Below are 15,024 nucleotides of genomic sequence, written 5' to 3'. Positions count from 1 at the left end.
TTAATGGGCTGATTCCGCAACGGATTCGTTAGGGCGCCATCCCGATCTCGTCGCGGCGTGATTTTTTTGACTTTATTTCGCCGCCGCTTGCTTGACTCTCGTGAACCCGCTGGACGCCCGCAAGATGACAAAACAGAGTCGCGGCGACCTTCGGTAAACCATTGACACTGTTCGCTTATTTTTGCTGCGCGTGACGTGGGCAGAATCGTGCCGGATTCAACTTGTCGTATGTGTGACGCTTTGTTCCATGGCCTCGGACCCCCCGCTCGATTCGGCTGGACCGTCACCCACAGGAATCGCACTCCTTGACGCAGCAAGCGATCGGAGAGAGAACAAAACAGGATCAGATCGCGTCGAAGCCGGGGCCGCACTTTATGTCGTTTGTCGATACGGACCTTCTCGTTGCGGCGCTGGCCGGCGTGAACCTTATTCTCCTGTGCTGGATGATGGTCCGGCTGAGCCGACAGGAGACCGCAGCCGACAGCGTGGCCGAAGCGCTCGACCAGCTCGATGCGCGGATTGCCGAAACGCAGAGCGTCGTCCAGGCCGGGCTGACCGCGGTCCGGGAGGATGTCTCGCTCAATGCCGGGCATGCGCGCGGCGAAGGCCGCGCCCTGCGGGAGGAGGTCGGCGCCTCGCTCCACCGCCTCGGCACGCAGATGATGACCACACTGGATGCGGCGACGCTGCGGCAGGCCGAAGCGCTGCGGGCGGTGACGGGACGGCTCGATGCCCTGGCCGAAGGCAACGACCGCCGCCAGGAGGCTCTGCGCCAGTCGGTGGAGGCGCGGCTGGACAGCCTGCGCCACGAGAACGCGGCCAAGCTGGAAGAGATGCGCCTGACCGTGGACGAGAAGCTGCAGGGCACGCTGGAACAGCGGCTCGGCGCGTCCTTCAATACGGTCAACGAGAATCTGGAGCGCGTCTTCCGCTCGGTCGGGGAGATGCAGGCCATCGCCACTGGCGTCGGCGATCTGAAGCGTGTCCTGACCAATGTGAAGTCGCGGGGCGGCTGGGGCGAGGCGACGCTCGGCATGCTTCTGGAACAGGTCATGACGCCGGAGCAATATGCGCTGAATGTCGAGGTGCGCCCGCATTCGGGCCAGCGCGTCGAATATGCGATCCGCCTGCCGGGCGATGGCACGGAAACGGTCTGGCTCCCCATCGACGCGAAGCTGCCGACCGAGGATTACGAACGTCTGGTACTCGCCTCCGAACGCGGCGATGCCGCCGGGGTCGACGAGGCCGGGAAGGGCCTCGAGCGCGCCATTCGCAAGGCCGGCGCCGACATTGCCGCCAAGTATGTCCAGCCGCCGCATACGACCGACTTCGCCGTCATGTTCCTGCCGACGGAGGGGCTCTTCGCCGAGGTCGTGCGGCGCCCCGGCCTGATCGACCATCTGCAGCGCGAGTGCCGCGTGGTGGTGACCGGTCCGACGACGCTGATGGCGCTCCTGACCTCGCTGCGCATGGGCTTTCGCTCGCTTGCGATCCAGAAGCGCTCGAGCGAGGTGTGGCAGGTCCTGGCGGGCGTAAAGTCGGAGTTTTCGCGCTTCGGCGACGTGCTCGACAAGGTTCAGAAGAAGCTCGGCGAGGCGCAGAATGCCGTGGATGGCGCCCGGACGCGCGGCCGGGCCATGGACCGGCAGTTGCGCGCCGTCGAGGGCCTGCCGGAGGCGCGGGCGGCCGACCGGCTCCCCTATGCCACCGGCCTGATGGACGGGCTGGACGACGCCGCGGAATAACTCCGCAGTATTGCTAAAGGGCGCCTGACGCCCCGGTCAGGCTTCTGTCCGGGCAGAATCGGGACGGGACAAAGTGCGCCGGACCGCATCGCGCCAGCCGGCCAGGCGCGCGTTCCTTTGCCCGGCCTCCATGGCCGGCGTAAAGCGCTTCTGCAGCTGCCAGAGCTTGGAGAAGCCCTCCATGTCGGGCCAGACGCCGGCCTCGCGCCCGGCCAGCCACGCCGCGCCCAGCGCCGTCGTCTCCAGAATCATGGGCCTGTCCACCGGCGCGCCGGTGATGTCCGCCAGGAACTGCATGGTCCAGTCGGATGCCACCATCCCGCCATCGACGCGCAGCACCGTATCGGCCGCGGCGGGGAAGTCCCGGTGCATGGCCGAGATCAGATCGGCGGTCTGGTACGAAACCGCTTCCAGCGCAGCGCGGGCCAGTTCGTCGGGCCCGGTCTTGCGCGTCAGCCCGTAAATGGCCCCGCGCGCCTCCGAATCCCAATAGGGTGCACCGAGCCCGGTGAAGGCCGGCACCAGATAGACCGCTTCGTCCGGGTCCGAGCGGGCCGCCATCGGTCCGGTTTCGTCCGCCCGCCGGATCAGCCCCAGCCCGTCCCGCAGCCACTGGACCGAGGCGCCGGCCACGAAGATCGATCCTTCGAGCGCATAGGTGACCTTGCCGTCCAGCCGGTAGGCCACGGTGGACAGAAGGCGGTTGCCGGATCGGGCGCGCTTCTCCCCGGTGTTGAGGACGGCGAAGCAGCCGGTGCCATAGGTGCTCTTGACCATGCCGGGGGAAAAACAGGCCTGGCCGAGCGTGGCGGCGTGCTGATCTCCGGCCATGCCGAGGATCGGGATGGCGGCCCCGAACAGATCCTTGTCCGTCTGGCCGAAGCTTGCGGCGCAGTCCCGCACGTCTGGCAGAAGGGCGGGCGGAATGCGGAACAGGCGCAGGAGATCGTCGTCCCAAGCCTGCCGGTCGATGTCGAAGAGGAGCGTGCGGGCGGCATTGGTGGCGTCGGTCGCATGGACGCGGCCGCCGGTCAGCCGCCACAGAAGGAAGCTGTCCACCGTTCCGAAGGCCAGTTCGCCCGCTTGTGCCCGCGCGCGGGCCCCGTCCACATTGTCCAGAAGCCAGGCCAGCTTGGTTGCCGAGAAATAGGGGTCGAGCAAAAGGCCCGTCCGCTCCGTGACGTCCGCTTCGACCCCGTCCGCCGCCAGGTCACGGCACAGGCCGGCCGTGCGCCGATCCTGCCAGACGATGGCGCGGTGAAGGACCTTGCCGCTTTCCCGCTCCCAGAGAAGGACCGTCTCGCGCTGGTTGGTCATGCCGATTCCCGCCACATCGGCAGCGGTGATCGCCGCGTCGGCCAGTGCGGCGCGGATCGTGGTGCAGGCGCTGGCCCAGATGTCGTCCGCATCGTGTTCGACCCAGCCGGGGCGGGGGAAGTGCTGGGGAAATTCCTGCTGCCCGACGCCGCGCACGCGCAGGCGCCCATCGAAGACGATGGCGCGGGTGGATGTCGTGCCCTGATCGAGCGCGAGCACATAGTCGGACATGGCGTCTCTCCTCCTCCCATTTCGTGCGGCGGGCCGAGATTACGCCAGGCAGGCGTCCATCCCCTCCGCCACGACACGCTCCTCGTCCGTGCGCAGGACATGAAGCGCCGGCACACCATCGCGATGGCCAATATCCTCTAGCCCGGCGCGGTTCGCCGCAGGGTCCAGTTCGATCCCGAGCCAGCCGAGCTTGCCGGCGATCCGCGCCCGGACCTCGGGCGCATTCTCGCCGATGCCCGCCGTGAAGACGAGCCTGTCGACCCCGCCAAGCGTGGCCACAAGCGCCCCGATCTGGCGGCAGACGGTCAGGACGAAATAGTCCAGCGCCTCCTGCGCCTGTGGCGCATCGCTCGCGACGAGTTCGCGCATGTCGCCGGTCAGGCCCGACAGGCCGGCCAGGCCCGCCTGGCGATAGAGCATATCCTCCACCGCGGCGGCATCCATGCCCTGGCGCCGGATCAGGTGCAGGATGACGCCGGGATCGATGGCCCCGCACCGTGTGGCCATGACGGGCCCGTCCAGCGGGGAGAACCCCATGGTCGTGGCCATGCTGCGCCCCTCTGCCAGGGCGCACAGGCTGGAGCCGCCGCCGAGGTGCAGGACGATCACCCGGCCGCCGGCCGCCTCTCCGAACCGCGTTCGCAGGCGCCCGGCAATGGCATCGAAGGACAGGCCATGGAAGCCGTAGGATTCCACCCCCGCCTCCAGGATCGCGCGGGGCAGGCCGTAGAGGCGCTGGAGCGGCGGCCGCGTCGCATGGAAGGCCGTATCGAAGGCGCCCACCTGGGGCAGGTCCTTGAAGCGGCCGCGCGCGGCGTCCACGATGGCCAGATTATAGGGCTGATGCAGCGGGGCCAGTGGCGCCAGGGACCGCAGATAGGTCAGGACAGCGTCGTCGAGCAGCGTCGGCGCGGTGAGCTTGCGCCCGCCATGGACGATGCGATGGCCAATGGCCCCGAGCCCGTCCAGCGCGCCGGCCCGGCCGAGTTCGGCAAAGACGAAATCGAGCGCCTCATCCATGTGCAGGGCAGTGACGTCGAAGCTGTGGCGCAGCGCTTTATCGCTGCCCGCCCACTGGAATTTGAATGCCGGCTCGTGGCCGAGGCCGGTCAGGGCGCCGCGCCCGACCTCGACGGCGCCTTGATCGAACAGCGCGACTTTGAGGCTGGACGATCCGGCATTGAGGACGAGGCGACGGGTCATGCGGGGCGGTCCTCATTGTTCAGCCCTTCCCGCCGGCGGCGCGCCACCAGAAGCGCGGCAGCGGCGGAGGCCAGGCGCGACATGCGCCCATCGGCCCGGCTGGTCAGCATGATCGGCACGCGCGCGCCCATGACGATGCCCGCCGATTCCGCCCCGGCCAGGTAGAAGAGCTGCTTGGCCATCATGTTGCCCGACTCGATGTCCGGCACGATCAGGATGTCCGCAGCCCCCGCGACGGGCGAGCGGATTCCCTTGCGCTCGGCGGCTTCCGGCGAAACCGCATTGTCGAAGGCCAGCGGCCCGTCGAGGATGCCGCCAGTGATCTGCCCGCGATCGGCCATCTTGCAGAGCGCGGCGGCATCGAGCGTCGCCGGCATGCTGGCATGGACGGTTTCGACCGCGGCCAGAAGGGCGACGCGCGGCATGCCGACGCCCAGCGCCCGGGCGCAGTCGATGGCGTTGCGCACGATGTCGGCCTTGGCGGCCAGATCGGGAGAGATGTTGATGGCCGCGTCCGAGATGAAGAGCGGGCGGGGATAGGTCGGAACGTCCATGATGAAGACATGCGACATGCGCCTGTCCGTGCGTAAGCCTTGGCTGCGGTCGACCACGGCGCCGAGCAACTCGTCGGTGTGCAGGCTGCCCTTCATCAGGGCCTCCACCGCGCCGGACCGCGCCAGACGACAGGCGGTTTCCGCCGCCGCGTGGCTGTGCTCGACATTTTCGATGGGCAGTGCGGATATGTCGATTCCCGCATCCTCGGCGGCGCGGACGATGCGGCTTCGCGGGCCGACGAGGATAGGCTCGATCAGCCCGATCCGCGCCGCTTCCACCGCGCCTTCCAGGGAAACGGCGTCCACCGGGTGGACGACAGCCGTGCGTGCCGGTGCGGCGGCATCGGCCAGGCCCAGCAGCCGATCGAGCTGCGGTACGCGCGAGGGCGTGGCACTCCTGTCCGGCATCGCTATTCCCTTCATGACAGCCCGGCGATCCGCGACCGCGATGGCCTGCAACTTGCCGTTGCCGGGGCCGGCGCACAAGCCATGATCGTTCGGCCAACGCAAGCGTTAGGGCCATACGACAAGGCCCCCGCATCCGGCCTGGATGCGGGGGCCCTGATGACAGCGTGAAGGCGGCGAGCCCTCAGGCGGCGAGGTTGGAGTTGATCCAGGCCACCAATTTGGACTTGGGCGCGGCGCCGACCTGGACCGAAGCCTGCTGGCCATCCTTGAACAGCATCAGCGTGGGGATGGACCGCACGCCGAACTGGGCCGCGAGATCGGGATTCTCGTCGATATTGACCTTCACGATGGCCACGGCGTCGTTTTCCTCGGAAATTTCCTCGAGGCTCGGCGCGATCATCTTGCAGGGGCCGCACCACTCCGCCCAGAAATCCACGACGACGGGCTTGGAGGACTGGAGGACGTCTGCCTGAAAGGAGGTCTTGTCGGTTTTCTTCGTTGCCATTTGGGGCTCCGCTATCGCACGCCCGCAGAGTGCGGCGTGCCGGTGAATGCGCATTCGGCCGTCTGGCGATTCCTTGTGGACGCCCGGCCATTCTGCCTCAATATCTAGAACCTTCGACGGTCGCATTCAAGCTGAGCGCCTCCTGCGGCAGCGGCATCAGGACAGGCCCTTCGGTATAGAGGAGCGCCGGTTCGATCCGGGCCTCGGGGTAGAGCGGCGCAAGCAGCGCCGTATAGAGCGCCATCTGGCGCAGATGCGCCGGCGGCACCTCTGCGAGCCGTTCCGGCACAGGGCGGCTCGTCTTGTAATCCACCAGAAGAACCCTGTCCCCGTCGATGGCGAGCCGGTCGATCAGGCCGTTGACCGGGACGGAGCGCGTGTCGATCGTGACCATGCCGGTGATCGCCACCTCGGCCCGGCTGCCCGGGCGGAACAGGTCGGCATAGTGCGGCGCGGCCAGAATATCGAGGATGCGTGCGGCCAGAGCGTCGCGGTCGGCGACCGTCCAGTCCGGTGCGGAACGGGACAGGAAGCGCGCCGCGGCGGCTGCGCGCGCCGCTTCCGGCAGGTCCGGCAGGACCTGCAGGAGGCGATGGGCCATCTGCCCGCGCCGGATCGCACGGCTGGAGTCCTCCTGCGGTTCGAGAACCGGCGAGCGCCAGGCGCGCCCCCCGAAATCGACGATGCTCTGCGGCCCCGGCCCCGACGGGACCAGGGGGCGCGGGCCGATCTCTTCCGGCGGCAGGGGTGTCAGATCGATGGCGCGGGGTGGCAACTGCGGGGCGGCCGGTGCCGCTGCAGGCCCCAGCGGCTCGATCTGCGCCAGCGCCCCGAAGCGCAGCGCGATCACCTCTCCCGATGCATCGTGGACGGGGGTGCAGTCGGGCCCCAGCGCTTCATGGACATGGCGGGCCCAGGTATCGGGCCCCGGATCGCGCGAGCCGGCGGTGCCGCAGACGACCAGCCGGTCCGCCGCGCGGGTCAGGCCGACATAGAGAAGGCGGCGATACTCGTCCTCGGCACGGTCCCTTTCCTGCGCCCGCAACCCATCGACCACGCGGTTGCGGCAGGCGGCATCGGGGCACCAGAGAAGGCCCGGGGGCGCCTCGGACGGCAGTCCCGGCATCCCATCCCAGCTCATCAGCCGCGCCGCATGCGTGGCCGAAAAAGGCTCGGAGCCCGGATCGACCAGAAAGACCACCGGCGCCTCGAGCCCCTTGGCGGCATGTACGGTCATGATCCGGACCTCGCCCGGCTGGGCCGTCATTTCCCGGCGGATCACCGGCGGGTTGGCGGCAAGATCGGCCAGGAAGGCGTCGAGGCCCCGGCGGCCGTCCGAATCGGATGCGAGCGCCAGGTCCAGAAAGGCGTCGACAACCTCTGCCGTGTCGCGACCGAGCCGCGCGGCCAGGGCGGCCCGCCCGCCTTCGGGGCCGAGAAGCCGGGCATAGAAGCCATAGACACCGAGATAACCCGCCCTGTCGCGCAGTTCCTCGAAGCGTTCGACGGCCCGGCCGATGCGCTCGGCCAGGCCTTGCCGGTCGGCCAGGGTGTCGGCAAGGAGCGCGGCGCCGTCCGGCTCGGCCAGGCGGCGAAGCTGGCGATAGAGTGGCCCCGGCTGCGGCCCGGTCCGCGACAGGGCGATGGCCATGAGTTCGTCGTCGCTGAAGCCGAAGAGCGGGCTCTTCAGGACGGCGGCGAGCGAGAGCTCGTCTTCCGCATTCGACACGGCCCGCCCCAGGGCCACCAGATCCTGTACGGCCAGATGCTCGGTGATGGTCAGCCTGTCGGCGCCCGCCACGCGGATGTCCGGTGCACCGAGCGCGCGCAGGGCAGCGCCCATGGCCGCCACGAAGGCCGACCGCTTGCGCACCAGGATGATGATGTCGCCGGCATCCAGCCGCCGGACGCCGTCGCGTGCGGCGATCGGCGTTCCGACCCAGTCCCGCACGGTCTGGGCGATGCGGGCCGCCAGGCGATGGATCGGCGCATCCTGAGGCTGGTGGTCGATGGGCGCGAGCCAGTCATCCTCTGCCGCCACGGGAAGCGGGCGGACCGTCGGCCACAGTTCCACAAGGCCCGGGGCCTGCGCTCTGGCCGAAACATGAACCGGCGGCTGCCCTTCGCTGGACAGGCCGCGGCGATGCGCATCCTGATGGAAAATGCGATCCACCGCCGCCAGGATATCGGCGGCCGAGCGGAAGGACTGGTGCAGTCCGACATGATCGAAGGGCTTGCCCGACTGGCGCGCCATGGCTTCGAGCCGCCGCCGCTCGGCGGCGAACATGGCGGGCGAGGCACCCTGGAAGGAATAGATGGACTGCTTCTCGTCGCCCACGGCGAAGACCGTCCGCCTGCGCCCGGTCTCCTCGGCATCCTGGAAGAATTCGTCGACCAGGGCCCGCACGACCTGCCACTGGCGCCGGCTCGTATCCTGCGCTTCGTCCACCAGCACATGGTCGATCCCGCGGTCGAGCTTGTAATGGACCCAGGCCGAGGCTTCGCGCCGCAACAGAAGTTCCGCGGTGCGTACGATGAGATCCTCGAAATCCAGCCGGCCGCGGCGCTGCTTGAGATCGCGGTAATCGCGCTCCAGCCGGTCGGCGATGGTCAGGGCCGCGCGGCTGGCCGCAAAGAGCCGGGCCGTCGCTACGCGGTCGGCGACGTCCTCCAGCGCATCGGCAAGGGCCCCCACGCGCTCCACCAGATCCGGGAACCGGTCGACGACGGCCTTGGTGGCGACGCTGCGCAGACTGCAGCGCTCCCCCTTCTGGGTGAAGACGATGGCGCTGAGCGCGGCGCAGCGCGCTTCCCCGTCGCGCGCAGCCGCAAAGGCAGCGAGCTTTTCAACCAGTTTGGCGTCGGTGGACGCGTGGCTCCGCGCAGCCGCGTCAGCCAGTTCCGCACGGAACTCGGCGTCGAAGCCGGGGGGCGTGTCGATCCCGGCATAGGGGTCGGCGGCCGGGTCGACGCCGAGCGCTTCCTGCAATAGATCGATCGCATCGGGCAGGCCGCCGCAAACGGCGATGAACTCGCCGATCCGGTCACGCGCGGCGATGCATTCGCCCACCAGCCGATCGAGGCCGGCTTCGCCGCCATGCGCCAGCGCATCGGCGAAGGCTTCGGCAAGGCCCGCATCCTCCGGCCGAGCGGTGCCTGGGCGGGCATTGACGATCAGCATCCGCCGCGCTTCGGCCAAAAGCAGCGCACTTTCGCTGTCGTCCAGCACCTCGAAATGGCCGGGCACGTTCGCTTCCAGCGGGAACTGGTGCAGGATCGCCTCGCAAAAGGCGTGGATGGTCTGGATCTTCAGGCCGCCCGGTGTTTCCAGCGCGGTCGCGAAAAGCTGGCGCGCACGGGCAAGCGTGACAGGCTCGTCCGCCCCGCCAAGGGCGGCCAGCTCCGCCTGCAACTCCGCATCCGAAAGGCGCGTCCAGCGCGACAGGCGCGCGAAGACGCGGGCCTGCATCTCGGCGGCCGCGGCCTTGGTATAGGTCAGACACAGGATGCGGCCGGGCTCCACGCCGGACAGGAGCAGCCGCACCACACGCATGGTGAGGACATGCGTCTTGCCCGAGCCGGCATTGGCGGCCACGAAGACCGACCGGCCGGGATCGGAGGCGCGGTCCTGCGCATGCTGCGTCTCGCGGGAAACAGAAAGCGGGCTCATGCCTCGTCCTCGCCGCCATCCTCGACGACCGCCCATTCGCGGGCCCGGGCCAGATGGTCGTAATCGCCGTCCATCACGCCGGCGCGGAAGGGGCGCGCGCGTGACAGATAGCCCTTGTCGGGATTGCGGTAGGCGGCGGCAAGGCCGCGGAAGCGGGCCAGTGCGTCATCGGCCAGCATATCGACGCTGATGGCTTCGCTGCGCGCCGTGCCGGGCTTGTCCAGCCCTTCCTCGTAGAGGTCGCGCTCGCGCAGCCGCACATAGGTCAGCGCGCCGAGCGGGGTTTGCGCCGGAATACCCTCGAAGGCGCCGAGCCGCAGCATCGCACCCTCCAGCGGCAATTGCGGCGCCATCAAGCTGCGTGCCTGCTTGATCGACGGCTCGGTGCCCGTCTTGAAATCGATGATCTCGGCAGAGCCGTCCGTCTGGATGTCGATGCGGTCGGCATAGCCGGTCAGCGTGATGCCGAGATCGGCGAAAGCGTGGCGCCCCCCGGCCTCGGCGATGCGCGCCGCCACGCGCTCGTCGCGGGAGCGCTCCCAGTCGAGATAGCGGGCCGCCATGGCCTCCATGCGCGGCCACCAGACTGCCTCGACCTCGGGCGGCAGGTTGGCTTCCGTGAACCCCTCCCGGGCGGCGGCCAGGAGGCGCTCGAGCGCGTCGTCCTGCTGCGGCGATATGCCAAGCGCCACGGCGCGGGCGAGAATGTCGTGGAAGAGCGTGCCGCGTTCGGCCGCCCCCGGCGCGCGGATCAACGGCTCCAGCGGTTCCAGATGCAGGATGCGGCGGGCGTGGACGGCGTAGGGATCGCGCACCAGCCGCTCCACCTCCGTCACCGACAGCGTGGCCGGCCGCGCTGCTAGGGGCGGACGGGGCTCCGGGCGCGGATGGCGGGGTGCTTCCGCCGTCCGGTCCAGGCGCGCTGCGGCCGACAGGATGGCCGCGCCGTCCTGGCGTGCCCGGGCGATGGCCGCCTCGTCCGCCACCGCCAGGAGGCGCTGGAGCCAGCGCGAGGCGATGGCCGGCGCACCGCCCTTGCGTTCGGCGCGCGACAGAACGAGCCGCCGGCTGCCCAGCGACATCCAGATATCGTGCGCGGCCAGCCCGATCCGGCGTTCGGGCGGGTCCAGAAGAATTTCCGCACGCATGAGGCGTGACAGGAACGCGTCGGCGCGGGCCGCCTGCGGCCAGCTCCCTTCGTTCAGGCCACCCAGGATCAGCGTATCGGCATGCTGCAGCCGCGCTTCCAGGGCACCCCAGATGAAGACCCGCCGGGACAGGCCGCCCCGTGGCGCCACCCGCATATCGGTCATCAGCGCGGCGGCGACGTCAGGTAACTCGTCCGGGCTGAAGGGAAACTCCACGCTGGGCGCTGCGATCAACCCACGCAGCCAGTCGGCGAGCGCGATGCCGGCCTCTTCCGCATAGAGCACATCCGGCGCGCCGTCGGTGCCCGCCGCCAGGGCTTCGAGGGCCAGCGTCAGCGCGCGGGCCTGCGGACCGACCTCCAGCGCCGGCTCGTGGCGCAGCGCGATCAGCGGCTGCAAGGCCGCAGCGAGCCCTTCGGCCATGCGCTGGCCGAGGGCGAGGTCATCGGCACCGAGCAGTCGAACGGCACGGGGCATGCGGCGGCCCTGTGCCTGGCGCGCCGACAGGCGCCGGGCATAAAGGGCGGGGAGCTCGGCCGCGTCGGCAACGCCCGTGCCGCCGCGCAGCGCCACGAGCTCGATGGCGCGGGCACCGCGCCGCGCCGCCGCGGGGTCGAGGCCCATGCGCGTCAGCGGGTGCTTGAGGAGCGAGATCAGCACCACCGGATCGCCGGGGCGGAGCGCCGCCTCCAGCGCCAGCCGCGCCAGCTCGCCGGGCGGCGTCGCCCCGAGCGGCCGGCCGGCCGAGTCATTGGCCAGGATGCCGAAGCGCTCCAGCTCGGCCGCCACGCGCTGGGCCAAAGCGCGGTCCGGCGTGGCGAGCGCCACCACCGTATCGGCTGCTGCCAAGGCATCGCGCATGGCGACGGCGATGGCCCGGGCTTCCGCCGCCTCGTCGGGGGCTTCCATCAGGACCACGCCGTCGAGCGCCGCGCGGGTGGCGTCGTCGATCAGGCGCCAATGGTCCGTCGTCTGCGCGGGGCGCATCGCTTCCGAAAATAGCGTCTGGCGCGCTGTCAGGAGGGGATCGGGCGGCGGGCCGATCTCGGCCACGTCGGCCCGGTCGATCCCCATTCCCGCCAGCATGCGCGACAGCGCATATTGCGGATGCCCGGCCGCCGCCGGCGCCGCGCGCAGGGCGATGGCCCGGAAGCTTTCATCGTCGAGCCGCGTGTCGAGGCCCGGCAGCACGACGGCGCCGTTGGTCAGCTGCGCGACCGCCCGCATCAAGGACAGGGTCGGGCCGACCGTCGTCAGCGCGCCGGCGATCACGATGGGCTCGGCGCTGCCTTCGGCATCGAGCCGGGCGGCCATCCGCTCCGCGCCGGCCAGGCGCAGGCGCGCGGCATCGGCAAGGCCGAGCCGCTCCAGCTCGGCCGGCCAGTGCTCGGTGACGATGCTGAGGAAAGTCCGGGTGAGCTGCCACCAGCCGGTCAGGCGATCTTCCAGATCCAGCCGGGCGAGCGCGGCCAGATCGACGCCCTCGTCGGTCGCCTCGTCCATCAGCGTCGCCAGATCGCCGGCCAGCCACAGCGCGTCGGAGGCCGAGGCCGGCAGCACGATATCGGCATCCCCGAACATGTCGAGTGCGGCGCCGGCCAGTTGCGCCTTCCAGAAGCGGATGAGCCGCGCCAGGATGAGGCGGCGGTGCAGCGGCGTCATGGCCGGCAGGAGGGCGTCCGCCGCAGGGCCGAGGAAACTGTCCTGTTCGTCTTCCTCGCTTAAGGTGCGGATGCGCGGCAGGATGGCGGCAGCGCCGCCCAGCCGGGCGGAGAAGGCTGCGGCGAGCGTGCGGCCGGCACGGCGTGTGGGGACATAGACGGTCAGCGCGGCCAGCCGCAGCGGGTCGGCCTGTGGCCCCGGAAAGCCCGGCAGGAGCCTGCCGCTGAGGATCTCCTCCGCCAGGGTCGGCAGAAAGGGCAGGCTCGGCGGGATGGAGGTGACGCGCAAGGCCGGCGCCTCAGGCCGCACTGGCCATGAGCACGCGCTCCGCATCGACGATGGCAGCCGGCGTGCCGACCGTCAGCCACAAGCCGTCCAGGCGCACGCCGAACAGGCGGCCTTCTGCGATGGCGCGGTCGAAGATGCGGTTGAGGGAAAAGGTCTCCACGGCCTGGCCGGCAAAGACGCGCGGATGGATGATCGCCGCCCCGCCATAGATAAAGGGCGACATATCCCGTTCGCCCACCCGGGTCAGCCGGCCTTCCACGTCCATATGGAAATCGCCCCGCCCCTCATAGCCGGTCGAACGCTTCATATCGGCGATCAGAAGCAGCACGTCCATGCGGGACGCGTCCCACATCTGGGCCATGAGGTCCAGATTGTCGCGGTAGCCGTCGATCCAGAACGTATCGCTGTTGATCACGTAGAACGGGTCCGGCCCGAGCTCCGGCAGGGCCTTGACGATCCCGCCGCCGCTTTCCAGGAGCATGTCGGTTTCGTCCGAAATGACGATCTCGGCCCCACGCCGCTTGCGCATGTGCGCACGCAGGAGATCGGGCAGGTAATGGACATTGACCACGATGCGGCTGACGCCGTTGCGCAAGAGCGCGTCCACGCCATAGTCGATCAGCGCCTTGCCACCCACCTCCACCAGGGGCTTGGGGATCATCGCGGTGACCGGGCGCATCCGCTTGCCCAGCCCTGCCGCCAGCACCATCGCCGTTCGCGGCTTGCCTTGCTTGTGTTCCATGTGTCGACTGTCTTTTGCCGGCGCCGTCAGACAACGCCCCATTCGTCATAGATCGCCTTCAAGCCGGCATTGACCGGATGGGCGAGCGATCGGCTCAAGTAATCCTGAATACGCGGAATGTGACGCAGATATTGCGGTTTTCCGTCACGTTCATGGAGCCGCACGAAAAGACCGAGAAGCTTGGTCGCGCGCTGGGCGGCCATGATGGCGTATTGTGCGGTGAAGGCATCCCTGTCCAGCGGGGTGCCGATCCTGTCGCATTCCGCGATATAGGCGTTCACCACGTCCTTTTCGAGATCGGCCGGCACGTCCACCCGTGCGTCCTGCGCCAGCGAGGCGAGGTCGTAAGCCGCAGGACCGATCATGCTGTCCTGGAAGTCCAGGAGGCCGATCCGCGCGGCGCCGGCCTTGTCGGCCTGCCAGATGATGTTGGGCGAATGAAAGTCCCGCAGGACCAGCGTCTGACGCCCTTTCGCCGCCTTCTCGAACAGCGCCGCCCAGGCCGTGCGGAAAGCTTCCCGATCGGCCGGGGCCGGGCTTTGGCCGCGGGCCCGCGGCCAGAACCATTCGGGCAGAAGCTCCACCTCGATGGACATGGCCGCCCGGTCGAAGGGGGGGATCTGCCAGTCAAAGCCGTGGCGGGTGGCGATGGGCCGGGTGAAGTCCCGTGCGTGGATCTGCGCCAGCGCCTGCGCACTGGCCAGGTAACGCTCCGGCAAGGGCCGGCCTTCCTGCGACAGGATGCCCTCGGTCCCGAGATCCTCCAGGAGGAGAAGCCCGTTCTCGATGTCGGCGGACAGGATGGCAGGCGCGGTGAAGCCTTCACCCGCCAGGGCTTGCGCGACGGCGACGAAGGGGCGCACGTCGCGCGCGATATGGGCGATCTGCGTATAGGCCAGCCCATCGCGGACGGGCGGCCCGGGCTCCTGGGCCGGCGCATCCATCAGGATCATGGAGCGGGGCCCGGCCAGGATGCGCTCATAGCGCCGCACGCTGGCATCGGCCGGAAAGGGCCTGCGCACGGCGTCCATGTATCCGGCGCGGTCGAGGAAGCGGCGGATCGACAGGCTGTGTCCGAGCCGGAGCGCCAGCTCCGGCGTCGTCTCCAGCTGCGCCACGCGGCCGCCGCCCGGCGCCATGTCGAGGGACAGGCGCAGATTGGCGTCTTCCAGAATGGCCGGCGCCCGCTCGGGCCATTCGACGATGACGATGCCGGTTTCCGCAGCTTCCTCAAAGCCCAGTTCTTCCAGCTCCGATGCATCGCCAAGGCGGTAGAGATCGAAATGGGTGATCTTGGGCTGCGTCTCATAGGTCTGCGCCAGCGTATAGGTGGGCGAGGGCACCTCGAGCTCCGGCTCGCCGGCAGCCTGCCGGATCAGGGCGCGGGCCAGCGTGGTCTTGCCGGCGCCCAGATCGCCCGACAGGGCCACGATGTCGCCGGTGCGCAGGATCGAGGCCAGGTCCGCAGCCAGACGCGCGGATGCCGCCTCGTCGGGCAGTTCGATGGTGCGGCCGGTGGCCGGCTCGGCGACAGCGGCGTGAAAACGCATG

Annotated in this window: 9 protein-coding genes; 1 reads left to right on the top strand and 8 read right to left on the bottom strand. The window is 69.6% G+C overall.

What is annotated here, in order from left to right:
- The first annotated feature begins 374 nt into the window (after nucleotides 1-374).
- A complete protein-coding gene (rmuC, locus tag AUL30_RS12705; RefSeq protein ID WP_062228271.1) occupies nucleotides 375-1,745 on the top strand; it encodes a DNA recombination protein RmuC in 1,371 nt (456 codons plus the stop codon).
- Nucleotides 1,746-1,781: 36 nt separating this feature from the next.
- Here rmuC and glpK read toward each other — a convergent pair whose 3' ends face one another.
- The 8 genes from glpK to tsaE form a co-directional block, all read right to left on the bottom strand.
- The gene (gene glpK / locus AUL30_RS12700; protein ID WP_062228270.1) at nucleotides 1,782-3,293 is read right to left on the bottom strand and encodes a glycerol kinase GlpK; all 1,512 of its coding nucleotides are present in this window, start codon (nucleotides 3,291-3,293) and stop codon (nucleotides 1,782-1,784) included.
- A 39-nt stretch (nucleotides 3,294-3,332) separates the two neighbouring features.
- Nucleotides 3,333-4,496: an acetate/propionate family kinase gene (locus AUL30_RS12695; protein WP_062228269.1), complete on the bottom strand. Its 1,164-nt coding sequence runs from the start codon at nucleotides 4,494-4,496 to the stop codon at nucleotides 3,333-3,335.
- Nucleotides 4,493-5,473 (bottom strand): bifunctional enoyl-CoA hydratase/phosphate acetyltransferase, encoded by a 981-nt coding sequence (locus AUL30_RS12690; RefSeq protein WP_062228524.1) that lies wholly within the window; start codon nucleotides 5,471-5,473, stop codon nucleotides 4,493-4,495. The genes AUL30_RS12695 and AUL30_RS12690 overlap by 4 nt, the downstream gene beginning before the upstream one ends.
- A gap of 166 nt (nucleotides 5,474-5,639) precedes the next feature.
- On the bottom strand, nucleotides 5,640-5,963 hold the full coding sequence (gene trxA, locus AUL30_RS12685) for a thioredoxin (RefSeq protein ID WP_062228268.1): 324 nt from the start codon (nucleotides 5,961-5,963) through the stop codon (nucleotides 5,640-5,642).
- Nucleotides 5,964-6,060: 97 nt separating this feature from the next.
- Nucleotides 6,061-9,633 carry a double-strand break repair helicase AddA gene (gene addA / locus AUL30_RS12680; protein ID WP_062228267.1) on the bottom strand — a complete coding sequence of 1,191 codons (3,573 nt, stop codon included), beginning with the start codon at nucleotides 9,631-9,633 and terminating at the stop codon, nucleotides 6,061-6,063.
- The gene (gene addB, locus AUL30_RS12675) at nucleotides 9,630-12,731 is read right to left on the bottom strand and encodes a double-strand break repair protein AddB (RefSeq protein ID WP_244490818.1); all 3,102 of its coding nucleotides are present in this window, start codon (nucleotides 12,729-12,731) and stop codon (nucleotides 9,630-9,632) included. Before addB ends, addA begins: the two co-directional genes overlap by 4 nt.
- A 10-nt stretch (nucleotides 12,732-12,741) precedes the next feature.
- A complete protein-coding gene (locus AUL30_RS12670; RefSeq protein ID WP_062228265.1) occupies nucleotides 12,742-13,473 on the bottom strand; it encodes a nucleotidyltransferase family protein in 732 nt (243 codons plus the stop codon).
- 26 nt (nucleotides 13,474-13,499) lie between these two features.
- Nucleotides 13,500-15,023: a tRNA (adenosine(37)-N6)-threonylcarbamoyltransferase complex ATPase subunit type 1 TsaE gene (gene tsaE, locus AUL30_RS12665; protein ID WP_062228264.1), complete on the bottom strand. Its 1,524-nt coding sequence runs from the start codon at nucleotides 15,021-15,023 to the stop codon at nucleotides 13,500-13,502.
- Nucleotide 15,024 lies beyond the last annotated feature (1 nt).

This window comes from Aureimonas frigidaquae (assembly GCF_001463905.1).
In the GTDB taxonomy this organism is placed as follows: Bacteria; Pseudomonadota; Alphaproteobacteria; order Rhizobiales; family Rhizobiaceae; genus Aureimonas; species Aureimonas frigidaquae.
Note: the sequence above shows the minus strand (reverse complement) of the source record. Positions and strands in the feature narration are given on the sequence as shown.